Below are 17,791 nucleotides of genomic sequence, written 5' to 3'. Positions count from 1 at the left end.
TTAACGTAAAGGGTGATTGACAGCCATTCGTCACAGGCTTACGTTAACGTAAAGGTGAGAGCCGAACCGCCGCTCTCCCCACCCGACAAAAAAGCCAAAAGGTGACCCATGAGCTACCCAACCCTGAACTTTGCCCTCGGTGAAACCATCGACATGCTGCGCGATCAGGTTCAGTCCTTCGTCGCTGACCAGCTCGCCCCGCGTGCCGCCCAGATCGACAGCGACAACCTGTTCCCCGCCGACATGTGGCGCAAGTTCGGCGACATGGGCCTGCTCGGCATCACCGTGCCGGAAGAGTACGGCGGCGCCGGCCTGGGTTACCTGGCGCACGTGGTGGCCATGGAAGAGATCAGCCGCGGCTCGGCCTCCGTCGCGCTGTCCTACGGCGCCCACTCCAACCTCTGCGTCAACCAGATCAACCGCAACGGCAACCACGAACAGAAAAGCAAATACCTGCCCAAGCTGATCAGCGGCGAACACGTCGGCGCCCTGGCCATGAGCGAACCGAACGCCGGCTCCGATGTGGTCTCGATGAAATTGCGCGCCGACAAGCGCGGCGACCGCTTCGTCCTCAACGGCAGCAAGACCTGGATCACCAACGGCCCCGACGCCAACACCTACGTGATCTACGCCAAGACCGACCTGGAAAAGGGCCCTCACGGCATCACCGCCTTCATCGTCGAGCGCGACTGGAAAGGCTTCAGCCGCAGCAACAAGTTCGACAAGCTCGGCATGCGCGGCTCCAACACCTGCGAGCTGTTCTTCGATGACGTCGAAGTGCCGGAAGAGAACATCCTCGGCGTGCTCAACGGCGGCGTGAAGGTGCTGATGAGCGGCCTCGACTACGAGCGCGTCGTGCTCTCCGGCGGCCCGACCGGGATCATGCAAGCGTGCATGGACCTGATCGTGCCGTACATCCACGACCGCAAGCAGTTCGGCCAGAGCATCGGCGAGTTCCAGCTGATCCAGGGCAAGGTCGCCGACATGTACACCCAGCTCAACGCCAGCCGCGCCTACCTCTACGCCGTGGCCCAGGCCTGCGAGCGCAACGAGACCGCCCGCAAGGACGCCGCCGGGGTGATCCTCTACACCGCCGAACGCGCCACGCAGATGGCCCTGGACGCGATCCAGATCCTGGGCGGCAACGGCTACATCAACGAATTCCCGGCGGGCCGTCTGCTGCGTGACGCCAAGCTGTACGAAATCGGCGCCGGCACCAGTGAGATCCGCCGCATGCTGATCGGTCGCGAACTGTTCAACGAGACGAAATGAATGTCGCCAGTGGCAAGCTGCAAGCTTCAAGCGGCAGGAAAAACGTGCCCTTGCTTCAACTTGTAGCTTGTAGCTTGAAACTTGAAGCTGCTACGGAGTAGCCGATGATTCTGCATACCCAGCTCAATCCCCGTTCAGCGGAGTTCGCCGCCAACAGCGCGGCGATGCTCAAGCAGGTGGACGCCCTGCACACCCTCCTGGCCCAAGTGGCCCAGGGCGGCGGCGCGAAAGCCCAGGAACGCCACACCTCGCGCGGCAAGCTGCTGCCGCGCGAGCGGATCAACCGCTTGCTCGATCCGGGCTCGCCGTTTCTGGAAATCAGTCAATTGGCTGCCCACGCCGTGTATGGCGAAGACGTGCCGGCTGCTGGCGTGATTGCCGGGATCGGCCGCGTGGAAGGCGTCGAGTGCATGATCGTCGCCAACGACGCCACGGTGAAAGGTGGCTCGTACTATCCGCTGACCGTGAAGAAACACCTGCGCGCCCAGACCATCGCCCAGCAGAACCGCCTGCCGTGCATCTACCTGGTGGACTCCGGCGGCGCCAACCTGCCGCGTCAGGACGAGGTGTTCCCGGACCGCGAACACTTCGGGCGGATCTTCTTCAACCAGGCCAACATGAGCGCCATGGGCATTCCGCAGATCGCCGTGGTCATGGGCTCGTGCACCGCCGGCGGCGCGTATGTGCCGGCGATGGCGGACGAAGCGATCATGGTGCGCCAGCAGGCGACCATCTTCCTCGCCGGCCCGCCGCTGGTGAAGGCCGCCACCGGTGAGGTGGTCAGCGCCGAAGACCTGGGCGGGGCCGATGTGCACTGCAAGGTCTCCGGGGTGGCCGACCACTACGCCGAAAGCGACGAGCACGCCCTCGCCCTCGCCCGCCGCAGCGTGGCCAACCTCAACTGGCGCAAGCTCGGCGAGGTGCGGCAACGCACGCCGATTGCGCCGCTGTACGCCAGCGACGAGTTGTACGGCGTGGTGTCGGCGGACGCCAAGCAGCCGTTCGATGTACGCGAGGTGATTGCGCGATTGGTCGACGGTTCAGTGTTCGATGAATTCAAAGCCTTGTTCGGCACCACGCTGGTGTGCGGTTTCGCTCACCTGCACGGCTACCCGATCGCGATCCTGGCCAACAACGGCATCCTGTTCGCCGAGGCCGCGCAGAAAGGCGCGCACTTCATCGAACTGGCCTGCCAGCGCGGCATTCCGCTGTTGTTCCTGCAGAACATCACCGGGTTCATGGTCGGCCAGAAGTACGAGGCCGGCGGCATCGCCAAGCACGGCGCCAAACTGGTGACCGCCGTGGCCTGCGCCAAGGTGCCGAAGTTCACCGTGATCATCGGCGGCAGCTTCGGCGCCGGCAACTACGGCATGTGCGGCCGGGCCTATGACCCGCGCTTTTTGTGGATGTGGCCGAACGCGCGGATCGGCGTGATGGGCGCCGAACAGGCCGCCGGCGTGCTGGTGCAGGTCAAGCGCGAACAGGCCGAACGCAGCGGCCAGGGCTTCAGCGCCGAGCAAGAGGCCCAGATCAAGCAGCCGATCCTCGACCAGTATGAAGAGCAGGGCCACCCCTACTACTCCAGCGCACGGCTGTGGGACGACGGCGTCATTGACCCGGCGCAGACCCGCGACGTGCTGGCCCTGGCCTTGTCCGCGTCGCTGAACGCGCCTATCGAACCGAGCCGCTTCGGCGTGTTCCGGATGTGATGTTTTTTTGTGGGAGCGGGCTTGCCCGCGAAGACGGCCGCACATCCTGATGTCGATGTGACTGACACCCCGCTTTCGCAAGCCAGTGCGCCTCGCAAAGACTGTGGAGACGAACGACATGAGCGACTTCAACACCCTCGAACTGCAGAGCGACCCACGGGGTTTCGCGACCCTGTGGCTCAGCCGCGAAGAGAAGAACAACGCGTTCAACGCCGAGATGATCCGCGAGCTGATCCTGGCCCTCGACAAGATCGCCAGCGACGCCAGCCTGCGTTTTCTGCTGGTGCGCGGCCGCGGCAAGCATTTCAGCGCCGGGGCGGACCTGGCCTGGATGCAGCAGTCGGCCGAACTGGATTACCACACCAACCTCGACGACGCCCGGGAACTGGCGGAACTGATGTACAACCTCGCCAAGCTGAAGATCCCGACGCTGGCCGTGGTGCAAGGCGCGGCGTTCGGCGGCGCGCTGGGCCTGATCAGTTGCTGCGACATGGCTATCGGCACCGACGATGCGCAGTTCTGCCTGTCGGAGGTGCGCATCGGCCTGGCGCCGGCGGTGATCAGCCCGTTCGTGGTGCAGGCCATCGGCGAGCGTGCGGCGCGGCGCTACGCCCTGACCGCCGAACGCTTCGGCGGCCAGCGGGCCCGGGAGATCGGTCTGCTGTCCGAGAGCTATCCGGCCGACGAGCTTGAGCAAAAGGTCGATCAGTGGGTCGACAACCTGCTGCTCAACAGCCCGGCCGCCCTGCGCGCCAGCAAGGAGCTGCTGCGTGAGGTCGGCAACGGCGCGCTGACCCCGGCGCTGCGCCGCTACACCGAAAACGCCATCGCCCGCATCCGTGTCAGCCCCGAAGGCCAGGAAGGCTTGCGCGCCTTTCTGCAGAAGCGCCCGCCGAGCTGGCAAGCCGCAACCACCACCAAGGAGCCGCGTTGATGAGCGCACCTGTTCTCACCACCCTGTTGGTGGCCAACCGCGGCGAGATCGCTTGCCGGGTGATGCGCACCGCCAAGGCCCTGGGCCTGACCACCGTCGCCGTACACAGCGCCACCGACCGCGAAGCCCGGCACAGCCGGGAAGCGGACATCCGCGTCGACCTGGGCGGCAGCAAGGCGGCCGACAGCTACCTGCAGATCGACAAACTGATCGCGGCAGCCAAGGCCAGCGGCGCCCAGGCGATCCATCCCGGCTACGGGTTCCTTTCGGAGAACGCCGGATTCGCCCGCGCCATCGAAGCCGCCGGCCTGCTCTTCCTGGGTCCGCCCGCCTCCGCCATCGATGCCATGGGCAGCAAGTCCGCCGCCAAGGCCTTGATGGAAACCGCCGGCGTGCCGCTGGTGCCGGGCTATCACGGCGAAGCGCAGGATCTGGACACTTTCCGCGAAGCCTGCGAACGCATCGGCTATCCGGTGCTGCTCAAGGCCACGGCCGGCGGCGGCGGCAAAGGCATGAAAGTGGTCGAGGACGTCAGTCAGCTGGCAGAGGCCCTGGCCTCGGCCCAGCGTGAGGCACAATCGTCCTTCGGCGACTCGCGGATGCTGGTGGAGAAATACTTGCTCAAGCCGCGTCACGTGGAGATCCAGGTGTTCGCCGACCGTCACGGCAACTGCCTGTACCTGAACGAGCGCGACTGCTCGATCCAGCGCCGGCATCAGAAAGTCGTCGAAGAGGCCCCCGCTCCCGGCCTGAGCCCCGAGCTGCGCCGGGCCATGGGCGAGGCGGCGGTGCGTTCGGCCCAGGCCATCGGCTATGTCGGCGCAGGCACGGTGGAATTCCTGCTGGATGCCCGCGGCGAATTCTTCTTCATGGAAATGAACACCCGGCTGCAAGTGGAGCACCCGGTCACCGAGGCCATCACCGGGCTGGACCTGGTGGCCTGGCAGATCCGCGTCGCCCGGGGCGAAGCGCTGCCGATCACCCAGGATCAGGTGCAGCTGAACGGCCACGCCATTGAAGTGCGGCTGTACGCGGAAGACCCTGCCAACGATTTCCTGCCGGCCACCGGCCGCCTGGCGCTGTACCGCGAATCGGCCGCCGGGCCGGGTCGGCGGGTGGACAGCGGCGTGACGGAAGGTGACGGGGTTTCGCCGTTCTACGACCCGATGCTGGGCAAACTGATCGCCTGGGGGGAGGACCGGGAACAGGCGCGCCTGCGCTTGCTGAGCATGCTCGATGAGTTCGCCATCGGCGGCCTGAAGACCAACATCGGCTTCCTGCGGCGGATCATCGCGCATCCGGCCTTTGCCGCTGCGGAACTGGATACCGGGTTCATCCCGCGCTATCAGGAACAATTGCTGCCGGCGCCTTGCGCGTTGAGCGATGCGTTCTGGAACGCGGCGGCGCAGGCATTCGCGCAAAGCTTGCCGGGCACGGCACGGGCGGATGACCCGGCTTCACCGTGGGCCTTGCACAGCGGCCTGCGGGCGGGCTTGGCGCAAGAGATCACGTTGCATTTGAGCTGCGAGGGACAGGACCGGGCACTGACGCTCGGCGCCGCCGGCGACGCCAGGCTGACCGGCGAACAGCTGTCGATCGAGCGCGACGGCGTGCGTCGTCAGCACCGGGCGATCCGCCAGGGGGATGCCCTGTACCTGCAATGGGACGGCGAATGGCGCCGCATCGAAACCTACGATCCGATCAGCGCGGTCGAAGCCAGCCACAGCCATCAGGGCGGCCTGACGGCGCCCATGAACGGCAGCATCGTGCGTGTGTTGGTCGAGGCCGGGCAAGCGGTCGAGGCCGGCGCTCAATTGGTGGTGCTGGAGGCGATGAAGATGGAGCACAGCATCCGTGCGCCCCACGCCGGCGTGGTCAAGGCGCTGTATTGCCAGGAAGGCGAGATGGTCGGCGAAGGCAGCGCGTTGGTCGAGCTGGAAGAGGCGTGAAATGAGGATCGATCCTACGCCTGGCGAGGATCGATCCGACTAATACCTGGCCGTTGCCTGCACCACGACACCGATGATTCGGCATGCGTCGGTGAACAGGGCTTTCGGCCAGGTCGGATTGAGCGGCAACAGGTAACGCTGGCCGCCCTCTTCGATCAGTTTGCGGAAGATCGCTTCCTCGCTGTCCGCCCATTGGGCGATCACCAGTTTGCCCGGCACCGCCTCCAATGCCGGATCCACCAGGATCAGCATCCCTTCGGCGATGCTCGGGCCGCTGGGCGCCATCATCGAGTCCCCCGTCACCAGCAGCCAGAACGCCGCGCCGCGGGCATGGTAGTCCGTCAGTTCGAAGCGGCGCTTGTCCTGGACGCCCGCATACGCAGGTTCGGCTTCGCGCACCTGCAGGGGCTCTCGCCAGTCGTTGACGGGATAGCGGAAGTACGGGTTGTACTTCTGCGCCAGCGGCATCCCCTCGTCGGCGTCCGGCTGCGGTTCGCGGATCACCAGCGCCACTTCGAGAAAATCCATTCCCAGCGCCTTGAGCACCCGGTTCATCTCATCGACGCCCGGCTCCCGACGTTTGTTCAGCCAATGGCCGATACCACCCTGGGACATGCCGACGCGCTCGCCGAGTTCGACTTGAGTGACTTTGAGTTCACTCATTTTGGCCTTGACCAATTCAATCCATTTATCCATGTGCGGCACCATACGTGGACGCCTTCGGCCAGCAAAACACATATTGTAGTATTTAAATTCTGGTCACAAATACGCCGGGTATTATGCTTGGTTCATGGATTTGAACACGAACAGGGAGTGACCTCACGCCATGAACATCACCAGCAAAGACTTGCCCGACCTGCAGATCGACACCACGCTCACTTCACCTCAAGGAAGCGCTGCCGCGCAACGCGCACTGGACTATTACTTGAAACCGACTGTGTCCGAACCCGACACCGAGGACCGCTTCTTCGGCGTCAACCGCAACCTCAGCAGCGAGGAATCCCTGGTGCATGCCTCCGACCTTCTGCGCTGCGCGGCGGCAACGGCGATCAAGGCCACGGACGGGCTGCAGGGCGTCAGTCGGGATCTGGCGTTTTCGGTGGTGCACATGGTGGACATGGCACGGGCGATGGTCGATCACTCGCTCGATGGCGGCGGTCATTGAGGGACGGAACAGGGACCGGAAAGATTTTTCCGATCGCGCAGATAAAATCATTTGACTTGCAAATGATAATGATTATTATTGGACGCAACTGGTCGCGAGACCGGCCGATGGACCAGAGACCTTAGGTCGGTCTTCTGGACTATCTCCTCATCAGGCTAATCACGGTTTTTGACCCGGCTTTTTGCCGGGTCTTTTTTTGCCAGTTTTCTGGCTTATGGCTTCAGGCTAATGAAGTCTTTAGGTGCCGCAAATTCGGTGGCGCGGATAATATCAAAAGAATATCGCTTGGCAAGCCGAACCCGGCCGAACCGGCACCAGACAATGACATTTAGCACTTGAGAATCAATCGCACAGCCACTAAGCTGCCTGCGCGTCATGGAGGACGCCCCCACCCGCACACCCCGCAATTTCCCTCGGTTTCACCCCCGTCTTGCGTGTAAAGTAGCCACCATAAAAATCCTGTCCAGGAACCGATATGACCGTGGCCAAATCTTCGTTCGACATCAGCGCCAACTTCGACAGCGGCAACATCCAGGTTGTCGACATCAGCAACCCGCTCAACCCGGTGCTGGCGATCCGCCCTGACACCCGCAGCAACCATTTCCAGTGGTTCCACTTCAAGGCCAGCGGCCTGCATGTCCATCAGGAACACTGGTTCCGCCTGGTCAACGCCAGTCAATCGTCCTACAACAAGGCCTGGACCGGTTATCAGGCGGTCGCTTCCTACGACCACGTCAACTGGTTCCGCATTCCGACCCAATTCGAAGGCGACAGCCTGCGCTTCTGCCTCGAAGCCGAGCAGACCCACGCCTGGTTCGCCTACTTCGAGCCCTATAGCCGCGGCCGTCACGACTGGCTGATCGATCAGGCCCTGACCAAGGCCGGCACCGAACTGCTGGCCACCGGCAAGAGCGTCGAAGGCCGCGACATCCAGTTGCTGCGCAAGGGCAGCGGCGCAGAGGGCCGGCGCAAGGTCTGGATCATCGCCCAGCAGCATCCCGGCGAGCACATGGCCGAATGGTTCATGGAAGGCGTGATCGAACGCCTGGAGCGCCACGATGACCAGGTGTTGAACGAACTGCTGGCCAAGGCCGACCTGTACCTGGTGCCGAACATGAACCCCGACGGCGCATTCCACGGGCACCTGCGCACCAACGCCATGGGCCAGGACCTGAACCGCGCCTGGCAGACCGCCAGTCAGGAAGTCAGCCCCGAAGTCCTGTTCGTGCAGCAGCAGATGGAAAAGTACGGCGTCGACCTGTTCCTGGATATCCACGGCGACGAGGAAATCCCGCACGTGTTCACCGCCGGCTGCGAAGGCAACCCCGGCTTCACGCCGCGCCTGGAAAAACTCGAAGAGGATTTCCGCAGCCACCTAAAGCGCATCACCAAGGACTTCCAGACCAAGCACGGCTATACCCGCGACGAACCGGGCCAGGCCAACATGAACCTGGCGTGCAACAGCGTCGGCCAGCGGTTCGACTGCCTGTCGCAGACCCTGGAGATGCCGTTCAAGGATCACGACGACAACCCCAACGCCCTCACCGGCTGGTCGGGCAAGCGCTCCAAGCAACTGGGCAAGGACGTGCTGACCGCCATCGCCGAGATCGTCGACGGCCTGCGCTGATCCCCCTCCCCTTGCACCAAAAAAAAGATCGCAGCCAGGCTGCGATCTTTTTTTTGCGACGGCGATTCGCACTCAGGCGGTCAACCGCGATCCCGTCCACGCAACATGCTGTCGAGCACGCCGTCGCGGCGCACCCAGCCGTGGAACAAGGCAGCCGCCAAATGCACCAGCACCGTCACGAACAGCAGGTACGCCAGATAGCCGTGGGCCTTGCGCAACAGCGCGAACACCTGCGCATCGGCCGGCAAGATCGACGGCAACTGCAGCGAACGGCCCAGCATCACCGGGTCGCCCGCCGCACTGATCATCGCCCACCCCAGCAGCGGCAGCACCAGCATCAGCCCGTACAGCAGGACATGTGACGCCTTGGCCGCCATCGCCTGCCAGCCCGGCAGGTCTTCGGGCAACGGCGGCTGGCGGGTGCAAAACCGCACCAGCAGCCGCACGACCGCCAACGCCAGAATCGCGATGCCCAAGGGCTTGTGCAGGTTGATCAGCCATTCATGCCGCGCCGACACCGAAGCGACCATGCCCGCGCCGATGAACAGCATCGCGATGATCATCAACGCCATCAGCCAGTGCAGCAGCCGCGCCGGAAACGCAAAATGGGTCGGTTGCTTGCTCATGGGCGAGCCTCCTGTCGGGTGGCGGGCAATTGGCTGACTTCACTGGTGCGGCGCAGGTAGGAATTGGCGTAACCGGCCGAACGGGCGGCCAGCAACGGATCGTCGGAACCTTCGATGCCGGCCGGCAGCACCAGCGGGTCGTAGTTGATGTCACGGCACTCGCCGCTCAATTGCGGCTGCGTCTTCTCCAGCACCAGTGTGCCGGCGTTCAGCACCTTGCGGCCGGCGGGCCAGGCCTTGCTCGCGTCGTTCACCGGGTCGGCCGGATCGGCCAACGTGATGTTCAACTGAAAGCGCAGCGGCCCTGCCGCCAGGCGCTGCACCAGGTCTTTCTCCAAAAAGTCGGCGCCCTCCGGCGCAGAAGCGCCGGCGGCGTCCTGGGCCTGCGGCGCCATGCTCCAGCGCACCGCCTGCTTTTTCCCCGCGGCGTCGACCAGGTAGAACGCGTTGACGCTGTTGTAGGTTTCCGTGGCATAGCTCGCAGACGGCTTGGCCGTCTTCACCCAGGTCAGGAACGGCACCGTTTCCGGGTGGCTGGCGAAGAACGCCGGCACCTTCGACGGGTCGGGCTTGCCGGTGGCCGGATCCGGCGACTGCGCCTGCAACAACTGATAGAAGGCCTCGGGCGTGCCCACCGGGAACACCGGCATGCTGTTCATGCCGGTGCGCCATTGCTGGCCGTTGGCTTGCTTGAAGCGCAAGGCCAGGCTGCGGATCGGCACGCTGCCGTCCGGCGCATAGGGACTGCCCGCCGGCAGCGCGAAGCGGCCGACCACGGGCGTGACGGGTTCGTTGAACACTTGGGCGGCGGAAAACGCCCGCGCCTCGCCGCTGCTTTCGAAACGCCCGATCACGCACACACCTTTGGCGTGGTTGCGGCGAAAGCCTGGGTGGATGCCGTTGTTCTTCTCCAGCACATCGACCAACGCCTTGGGCGTCAGGCGTTGCGGGTCGAAGCTGCCGTGCACGTAGGCAAACGCCCCGGCCACTGCGGCGACCACCACGGCGATGCCGGTCAAGCGCACCAACAGGCTTGCGGCCCCCAACGGCGGACGCTGCGGGCCGCCAGGTGGTGAAGTGTCGGGCGAGCGGTTCGGTGAACTGCGATCAACCATGAAAGACTCCAGGGCCATCGGCCATAGGAAAAGGTGCTATGAGACGAACGCCTCGTAGGATTATTCCCTTTGAACTGTAGTTTCTTTCAGTTAACCGCGAGCGAACCGGTGTTCAGCCGTCTAGCTCGGGTTGAAGCAAGGCTCGCGCTTCTCCAGAAAGGCTTGCATGCCCTCCTTCTGCTCCGGCGTGGCGAACAAGGCATGAAACCCGCGGCGCTCGGACAAAATGCCTTCGCGCAACCCCACCTCAAGCGCACGGTCCACCGCCTCCCGGGCAGCCAGCATGGCCGGCCGCGAGAAACCGCTGATCCGCTGCGCGATCGCCAGGGCCTGCTCCATCACGTCCTCGTCGCCCGTCACCCGAGAGACCAGGCCGGCCCGCTCCGCCTCATCGGCGGACATCGAACGTCCGGTCAGAATCATGTCCATCTTCACCCTGATTCTCCTCAATTGATTTGCGACAGCCACGACAACGGCCTGTCAGGAATCCCAGATCGCGCCGTAGGCCGGAATGCCCCGCGCTTCCATTTCCTCGACCACTTGCTCGGTCAGGCGCTGGTTGGAAATGCAGATCACCGCCTCCGCACCGAAGGAACGGACGGCCGCGTACGCCAACGCCACCAGATCCGGTTTTCCCGACTCCCGGGTATCCCAGATCAGTGCCTCAGGCTGAGCGTCGAGAATCTCGTCCACCAGCGCATCGCCGTAGGTGGCCCTCGGGCTGCGCGCCGACCAGACCAGGCGCGCCGGCACCTGCCCGGCCAACAGATGAGGCAGGACCGGACCGATGCCGCTGCCGGTGGCGATGTACACCACCGACTTGAACAGCGTTTCGATGCGGGCCACGCCTGCCGTGGTGATGCCCTTGACCCAGACGTGGGACGGCGGCTGTTCGATGAAGGAACCGGTCCAGTCACCCGCCCGGGAAATGATCAGGCGAAAGCCGTCTTCGCCCGGTGCGGGAATGTTGGCGAAGGCGTGCCATTCCCACAGCGGGTGGCGGCTGATGGCAACGGAAGAGCCGGTGAACGGCGTGTGATGGGTAAACCGCGCAATCACCGCATGCGAAGAAGGCCTGACCCATGTCACCGGGACTCTGCGCAGGCGCAGCCACGGCAACGCGATGCTGCACGTGACCACCAGCAACGCCCAGAACGACGCCGACCCGACAAGCGCCTGCGCCAGCGGATCCGACGGATGCCGGTCGGCGGCGAACGCCAGCGTCATCGCCCAGAACAATCCGAGCGCCGTCCACCCGCCGAATCGGTGCATCCGTTCGAAGCCGTTGTGATAGCGCGCGCGGATCCGCGGCATCGCCAGCACCGCGATCAGCGCCAGCAGCCCGAGCAGCGTGCCGCTGACCCCCAGCAACGTGAGCGAAACCCCGTCGCCCGCGCTCCTGCGCCCCGGTAATGCTGCAGGGTGTTGATGATCGTGGTCTCGGTAGGCCCGCACGCGTTGTAAAAGGTGCAGAACGAGGCCCAGCGGTCCGCCAGGGGACGCGGGCACGGCTCGCCGGCCAGGGCCACCACCTGCATCCGTGTGCAGCGCGCCGGGACGAGCCGGGCGAGGATCGACGGGGTCGCGATCAGCACATCGCACTGTTCGGCCGTTTCGGCGATGTCCTTGCCGCGGATCAGCAAGGTGGCGCCGTGGGCCAGGCAACCCAGGGTCTCCCAGGCCGCCATGTCGAAGGCGATGTTCAGGATCTGCCCCACCTTGACCCCCGGGCGCAGGCCGAGGTTGCCGGGAGCGGTCAACAGGATGTTGCAGACGTTGCGGTGGGTGACGCGCACGCCATTGGGCACGCCGGTGGTGCCGGAGGTGAACAGCACGAAGCACAGCGCCTCTGCCGACACATCGATGCCCGTCGGGTTCTCTTCATCGCCCGCCCCACCCGGCGTTGCCATGAAGGTGTCCAGCTCGATGCACCGATGCTCGCCGGTCAGCGGGATCGCCTGGCTCAGCGACGACAGCGTCAGCACCGCACGGATCGAAGCGACCGACAGGATGTGGCTCAACTGCGCAGCCGGCGTGATGCCGACGTGCTGCGGGACGTAGGCGGCCCCCACCTTCAGCACCGCCAGCATCCCGACCAGCATCCCGACCAGCATGGGAATGGAACGCTCGACAAACAAGGCGACATGATCCCCGGCGGCCACGCCCTGCGCCTTAAGGTGCGCCGCCAGGCGATTGGCCTGGCGATTCAGTTCGCCGTAGGTCAAGGTCTACCCGAGATGACGGGCAGCGATACCCTCCGGCTGCTTGGCCGCCTGCGCTTCGATGGCGCGGTGAATCAGGAAAAAGTCGGGGGTGACGGTCGGGCCCTGCCCGAATCGCCGCCAAGGATCACGGCCGACAATCGACGCAGGCCGGCAGCGGGGTTCCGACTGGCTGTTTATCGCGAGAGTTTGCATATAAGACGTTTCCTTCTGGCTCAACAGGTTGTCCGGGCGCATCAGGTACAAGTGCCTGAAGGCGCGGTTCCAACGGGTTGAGCGAGGAAACGCTTGGCGATTACAGAGATGACAAAATGCGATGAACTATCCTACAAAGCTGGTAAAAACATCCTTCACAGGAATGGAATAACGGGGCTCGGGCGGCGTCTTCCTCTCGATGCCGCTTCCGGCCTAGAGCTTTCACCCTCCATGAACACACTCGACGAACAGCTGCGCGAACTGCTCCCCCGATTGCGGCGCTTTGCTGTCTCGCTGACGCATGACGCCGCCAGCGCCGATGACCTGGTGCAGGCCAGCCTGGAACGGGCCCTGTCGGGCTGGCGGGACAAGCGCCCGGACGGCGACCTGCGCGCCTGGCTGTTCGCGATCCTCTACCGTCAGTTTCTCGATGCCCACCGGCGCTCGCGGCGTTATGCGCGCATGCTTGAGTTCTTCACCGGCCGTGACGACGCCGAACCTTCGGTGGAGCGCACGGTGATCGCCCGCTCCACCCTGCAAGCCTTCGACCGCCTGCCCGCCGAACAGCGCGCCCTGCTGCTGATGGTCTCGGTGGAGGGCTTGAGCTACAAGGAGGCCGCCGAAGTCCTCGACGTCCCCATCGGCACCGTGATGTCGCGCCTGTCCCGCGCCCGCCAGGCCTTGCGCCAGCTCAGCGACGGCGAAATCAGCAGCCCTTCCATGCGGATACTCAAATGATCAGTCTGCCCCCCAGCGAGCGTGACCTTCACGCTTATGTCGACCGCCAGCTCAACGACGCCGACCGGCAACAGCTGGAAACCTGGCTCGCCAGCCACCCGGACGAAGCCGCACAAGTCCGCGCCTGGCAAACCGATGCCCAGCACCTGCGGGCGGCCCTGAGCGGCGCGCTGCAGCAACCGGCCAATGCGCAGCTCGATCCGTTGGCGGTCCGCCAGCGGCTCAAGCGCAACGCCCAGCGCCGCTGGGCCAGTGCCGCCGTCTTGATGCTCGCCGTGGGTGTAGGTGGCTTCGGCGGCTGGCAGGCCCGGCAAATGACCCTGGTGCACGCCCCCGCGCCCATGACCGACGCCTTGCAGGCCTATCGCCTCATCGCCCAGCAAGGCCTGCTGCCGGCGGACTACACCGTGGCCGGCGACAGCGGCATGCAGCAGTGGCTCGACCGTTACTTTGCCCGGGCCAGCCGTCTGCCGGATCTGTCGGCGGCCGGATTCCGGCCGGTCAGCGGCCGCTTGCTCAGCACCGACGAGGGGCCGGCGGCGATGGTGATGTACGAGGACGGCAGCGGTCACAAGGTCAGCTTCTACCTGCGCCCGCCGGGCCCGAAAAACACCTTCCTGCCCCGCGGCAGCCGCAGCGACGGCGAGCTGCGCGCGGACTATTGGTCCGGCGACGGCTACAACTACGCGATGGTCAGCCCGACCGACACCCCGGCGGCACCGTTGCTCAAGCAGTCGCTGCCCTTCTGATCCCTTCCTGGCGGCGTCGTCAGCGACGCCATCGCCGGCAGGATGGCGATGAGGCCTACACCTGAGCACCTGCCCTATCGCCGGCCGACGCCGACAAAATCCTCCGCTTCAGAACCCCACATCCAGCACCACATTGTCCAGGTACGTCCCGGCCGGCGGCGTGGTCTGGTCGGTGTAGACCTTGGCGTTGTAGTTGAAGACCTGGCTGCCGGTGCCCAGCCCGTTGCCGGGGTTGACCTCGGCGTCGCTGCTGGCCCGGCGGGCGGCGCCGACGCTGCCCCAGCGGGTGGTGCCGGCGCTCTTGAAGATGTCGTAGGCCAGGTAGTTGCCGCCGGAGACCATCCGCCGCCGCCCGCCGGCGCTGACCGGGTTCTGCCCGTCGCTCAGGCCCACGGTGTAGGCGCTGCCCTTGGTGCAGGCAAGGTTGATGGTCTGCCCCGTCACCGGGACGAAGGCGCTGACCACCGGCGCGCTGCCGAAGGCGATGTTCGGCGCGGTGATGGTGCAATCGTTGGCCACGGTCAGGTTCACCGTCAGCGTGGTGGTGCCGCTGGCGATGTCGCGCCCCAGGCAGATGCCGCCGATGCCGATGCCGGAGCAATAGTTCCAGTTCCAGAAGATGCTCAGGGTCTCGCTGTACGTTCCCGCCGCGACGTTGCTGCCGATCGTGGTGCCGAAATAAAGCGGCACGGTCTTGGGCGTCGTGCCGTTGAGCAGGCCGAGGGCATCGATGATGCCGTTGCGGGCGAAGTCGTAGGCGGTGCCGCGGGTCAACGGGTAACTGGTGCTGTTGTTGGCGTAGATCGTGTAGCCGATGACATCGCCGGTGGGCCCGAGCAGGCCGCTCTGGGTCGAGGTGACCGTGGCCCAGAAATGATCGTTGCTGGCCAGCAGCGACAGCAGCGAACCGGTGCAGCTCAGGCCGGCGTTCAAGGTCGAGCCCGGCTGCGAGGTGGTGCGCACGGAAATCGAACTGACCGTGCCGAACGCCACCGGGACGGTGCTGACCACCGAACACAAGGCGTGGGCCACGCCCGGCAGCATCAGCGCCAGCCACAGGCAGATCCGCACGCCGCTCATTGGCACACCAGCGGGCCGATCAGCGGCACCTGGTCCTGGTTCACGTCTACGCTGAACTGCGTCTTGCAGGTCTTGCCGCCCGCCAGCGTCACCTGCAGCGAGTTCTCTGCCGACAGGTTCTCCAGGTACACCAGCCCGTCCCAGCCGACCACCGTGCGGGCGCCGCTCTGCTCATGCAGCACGCCGCTGCCCAGCGGCAGCTCGCGCTGCTGCGCGTCCACCAGCACGACGCTCGCGGCAACCACCCGGCTCAGCGGGAACTCCAGCAGATAGCCGCTGCCCCGGCGCACGGCGATCCGCTGCTCGACATTCGGGCTGCGCACATTGGCCGGCAGGTTCAACGGGTCGATTTCGTATTTGCCGCGGTAGTAGGCGCTGCTCCACGGCACCAGCAAGTGGCCGTTGCGGTCGGTGCGGCCGACCTGCTGGTTTTCGTAGCGCACCGGAATGTCGGCGAAGCCGTCGGTGCTGACCACCACGAACGCATCGTCGATGCGGTTGGCGGCGAACACCTGATGGTCCATCCACACCAGCGAACCGCTGGCATCGGCCCAGCGGGTCTCGGCCTCGGACGTGCCGTAGACCCCGGCCTGCAACTGCACCGACTGCAGGCGCCAGGTCAGGTCCGCCTGGCGGTAATCGGCGCCGTCGCCCCTGGCGTAGCCGAGGTTGAAGCCCACGCCGCCCTCGATCGGCACCGCGCGGCTGAAGTTGACCCGTTGCTGCGACTGCCCGGTCTTGCTGCGCTCGCTGCTGACCGCCAGGCTGCCGTACAGGTCGAACGGGATCACCAGTTGCGCCTGCACCGCCCAGTTGCTGTCGCCGATCTCGCGGTTGGCCGACAGGTAGAAACTGCTGTTGCGCCACAGCGGTTTGCTCCACGTCAGGTTGAGCAAGCGGGTGCGCGTGTCGTCCGCCGCGCGGATGTCGAAATACCCGGCGCCGAGGCTGCCCCAGCGCTCCAGGTTGACGCTCAGGGTCGCCTGTTCGCTGCGCCGGCTCAGGCTGGCGTAAGGCGTGTCGATCACGCTCAGGTCGGCGTACCGGTCACGGCGTTGCAGCCGCTGCCAGGAAAAGCTGTAGCGCTGGCTGCTGTACTGGTAACCGACGCTCAACTGCTGGCCGGTGTCGCCGTCGAATCGGCTTTGGCTGACCGCCGTGTTGAGCACCCCGAAGTTGCCCAGCCGCAGGTTGCCCCCGACGCCGCCCAGCGTCAGCGCCTCAGCGGCTTCGGCATGGCTTTCCAGGGTGAACGCGTCACTGACGCCGTACCGCAGGCTGCCCGAAGTCACGCCCGGGCCGTAGCTGAAATCCTTCAGGCCGTACTCACGGCGCAAGGTGCCGGCGGACACCGAGAAATCGCTCAAACCCTTTTGCAGCAGGCTGCTGGTGACATAGAACGGCACGGTGGTGGACACCTGCCGGCCCAGCGCATCGGTGGTCACCACCACCGCCTCGCCCGCACCGTTGATGAACGGAATGTTGGTCAGGGTGTACGGCCCCGGCTGCAGGTCGGCGCTGCTGGACTTGTAGCCGTTGATGAACAGGTCCACCGAGGACGGCACCGCCGCCTCGCCGGCGAACTGCGGCAGCGGATAGGTCACAAGGTCCGGACGCACGGCGAAATCCCTGGAGAACTGAACGCCGCCCAGGCGCACGGAATTGCTCCAGGGCAACGCGCCGCTGACCACGTCGCCGGCCTCGTAGGTCAGCATCCGGTCGTCGTCGGAATAGCGCCAGGCGGTGTCGTAGCGCAGGTAACCGTTGTCCAGCGAACCCGCCGCATCGCCCGACAGCGTGCGCCGGTACTGCCCGGTATTGGACAACGTGCCCCAGCTGTCGAACACCCGCACTTCGTTCCACGCCGCCAGGTAGGTGCCGGCGTCGTCGGTGTCGTTGAGGTACAGGTCGTAGTTGAACAGCGCCCCGAAACTGCTCAGCGCCGGGGTGCGCGGGTAGGCCTGGCGGTTGCCCACGAACTGCTCCGGCAGCCAGTCCGGCGGCACGTCGAGCAGCAGCCGCTGGCCGGCGCTGTCGTATTCGCTGTGCAGCCCCGGCAAGCCCTCGAGGTCGACCTCGGTTCCCAGCCCTTGCGGCAGGTTCATGCCGGTCTCGCGCAGCGTCGCGACCGGCACGTACAGGCGCCCGCCGCGCTGCTCGACCGCCACCACCCGTCCGGTGTTCATCCGGTTCACCACCAGGTCCAGAAACAGCTGCGCATCGCTCACGGCCTCCATGCCGCTGGGAGGCGGCGGCAGTTCGCCGGCCCCGGCCAGATCAACGAACACCAGGCAACACGCGCCGGTCATGAACCACAACGGACGCCGGATACGTCGAGCCCATCCCGGACTCATTCGCGCTTCACGTCCATCAATGGACTGGTTCCTCCTGATGCCGCCACGTCCCGTAG

15 protein-coding genes and 1 pseudogene are annotated in these 17,791 nt (G+C 65.4%); 8 read left to right on the top strand and 8 right to left on the bottom strand.

The genetic code is table 11. The features are described 5' to 3' along the window. The first annotated feature begins 108 nt into the window (after nt 1-108). The 4 genes from KVG96_RS07220 (at nt 109) to KVG96_RS07205 (ending at nt 5,864) form a co-directional block, all read left to right on the top strand. Entirely contained in the window at nt 109-1,272 is a 1,164-nt protein-coding gene (locus tag KVG96_RS07220) for an isovaleryl-CoA dehydrogenase (protein ID WP_217891394.1), read from the top strand. Between the two features lie 104 nt (nt 1,273-1,376). Continuing rightward, a complete protein-coding gene (locus tag KVG96_RS07215; RefSeq protein WP_217891393.1) occupies nt 1,377-2,981 on the top strand; it encodes a carboxyl transferase domain-containing protein in 1,605 nt (534 codons plus the stop codon). 118 nt (nt 2,982-3,099) lie between these two features. After that, on the top strand, nt 3,100-3,915 hold the full coding sequence (locus KVG96_RS07210; protein ID WP_217891392.1) for a gamma-carboxygeranoyl-CoA hydratase: 816 nt from the start codon (nt 3,100-3,102) through the stop codon (nt 3,913-3,915). Then, the gene (locus KVG96_RS07205; RefSeq protein WP_217891391.1) at nt 3,915-5,864 is read left to right on the top strand and encodes an acetyl/propionyl/methylcrotonyl-CoA carboxylase subunit alpha; all 1,950 of its coding nucleotides are present in this window, start codon (nt 3,915-3,917) and stop codon (nt 5,862-5,864) included. The genes KVG96_RS07210 and KVG96_RS07205 overlap by 1 nt, the downstream gene beginning before the upstream one ends. Nucleotides 5,865-5,903: 39 nt before the next feature. On the opposite strand, the gene KVG96_RS07200 is transcribed toward KVG96_RS07205, so the two are convergent. After that, nucleotides 5,904-6,560: a LexA family protein gene (locus tag KVG96_RS07200; RefSeq protein ID WP_217891390.1), complete on the bottom strand. Its 657-nt coding sequence runs from the start codon at nt 6,558-6,560 to the stop codon at nt 5,904-5,906. A gap of 130 nt (nt 6,561-6,690) precedes the next feature. Between KVG96_RS07200 and KVG96_RS07195 the strand changes: the two genes are divergently transcribed. Next, a complete protein-coding gene (locus tag KVG96_RS07195; protein WP_085579703.1) occupies nt 6,691-7,029 on the top strand; it encodes a DUF6124 family protein in 339 nt (112 codons plus the stop codon). Between the two features lie 475 nt (nt 7,030-7,504). Beyond that, on the top strand, nt 7,505-8,656 hold the full coding sequence (locus KVG96_RS07190; protein ID WP_217891389.1) for a M14 family metallopeptidase: 1,152 nt from the start codon (nt 7,505-7,507) through the stop codon (nt 8,654-8,656). A gap of 80 nt (nt 8,657-8,736) precedes the next feature. Here KVG96_RS07190 and KVG96_RS07185 read toward each other — a convergent pair whose 3' ends face one another. The 5 genes and pseudogenes from KVG96_RS07185 to KVG96_RS07165 all read right to left on the bottom strand — a co-directional run bounded on the left by KVG96_RS07185 (nt 8,737) and on the right by KVG96_RS07165 (nt 12,622). Next, on the bottom strand, nt 8,737-9,282 hold the full coding sequence (locus tag KVG96_RS07185; protein WP_217891388.1) for a cytochrome b: 546 nt from the start codon (nt 9,280-9,282) through the stop codon (nt 8,737-8,739). Next, complete coding sequence (locus KVG96_RS07180; protein ID WP_217891387.1) at nt 9,279-10,397, bottom strand: catalase family peroxidase; 1,119 nt, start codon at nt 10,395-10,397, stop codon at nt 9,279-9,281. The genes KVG96_RS07185 and KVG96_RS07180 overlap by 4 nt, the downstream gene beginning before the upstream one ends. Nucleotides 10,398-10,517: 120 nt before the next feature. Continuing rightward, the gene (locus KVG96_RS07175) at nt 10,518-10,826 is read right to left on the bottom strand and encodes an enoyl-CoA hydratase-related protein (RefSeq protein WP_217891386.1); all 309 of its coding nucleotides are present in this window, start codon (nt 10,824-10,826) and stop codon (nt 10,518-10,520) included. Nucleotides 10,827-10,877: 51 nt separating this feature from the next. Beyond that, nucleotides 10,878-11,783: pseudogene (locus KVG96_RS07170) on the bottom strand (hypothetical protein); the annotation flags it as partial. Next, nucleotides 11,726-12,622, bottom strand: a complete 897-nt coding sequence (locus KVG96_RS07165; protein ID WP_437180481.1) for an AMP-binding protein — start codon at nt 12,620-12,622, stop codon at nt 11,726-11,728. The pseudogene KVG96_RS07170 and the gene KVG96_RS07165, both read right to left, overlap by 58 nt. A 423-nt stretch (nt 12,623-13,045) precedes the next feature. Between KVG96_RS07165 and KVG96_RS07160 the strand changes: the two genes are divergently transcribed. Together KVG96_RS07160 and KVG96_RS07155 are read left to right on the top strand one after the other, a co-directional pair. Next, nucleotides 13,046-13,552, top strand: a complete 507-nt coding sequence (locus KVG96_RS07160; protein WP_217891385.1) for an RNA polymerase sigma factor — start codon at nt 13,046-13,048, stop codon at nt 13,550-13,552. Next, nucleotides 13,549-14,301 carry an anti-sigma factor family protein gene (locus KVG96_RS07155; protein ID WP_217891384.1) on the top strand — a complete coding sequence of 251 codons (753 nt, stop codon included), beginning with the start codon at nt 13,549-13,551 and terminating at the stop codon, nt 14,299-14,301. The genes KVG96_RS07160 and KVG96_RS07155 overlap by 4 nt, the downstream gene beginning before the upstream one ends. Nucleotides 14,302-14,409: 108 nt before the next feature. On the opposite strand, the gene KVG96_RS07150 is transcribed toward KVG96_RS07155, so the two are convergent. Both KVG96_RS07150 and KVG96_RS07145 read right to left on the bottom strand, forming a co-directional pair. After that, nucleotides 14,410-15,381: a Csu type fimbrial protein gene (locus tag KVG96_RS07150; RefSeq protein WP_217891383.1), complete on the bottom strand. Its 972-nt coding sequence runs from the start codon at nt 15,379-15,381 to the stop codon at nt 14,410-14,412. Beyond that, nucleotides 15,378-17,735, bottom strand: a complete 2,358-nt coding sequence (locus KVG96_RS07145; RefSeq protein ID WP_217891382.1) for a fimbria/pilus outer membrane usher protein — start codon at nt 17,733-17,735, stop codon at nt 15,378-15,380. The genes KVG96_RS07150 and KVG96_RS07145 overlap by 4 nt, the downstream gene beginning before the upstream one ends. Nucleotides 17,736-17,791 lie beyond the last annotated feature (56 nt).

It is taken from the genome of Pseudomonas ekonensis (assembly GCF_019145435.1).
GTDB lineage: Bacteria > Pseudomonadota > Gammaproteobacteria > Pseudomonadales > Pseudomonadaceae > Aquipseudomonas > Aquipseudomonas ekonensis.
The sequence above is the reverse complement of the archived record's forward strand: the minus strand, read 5'-3'. Positions and strand labels throughout refer to the sequence as shown.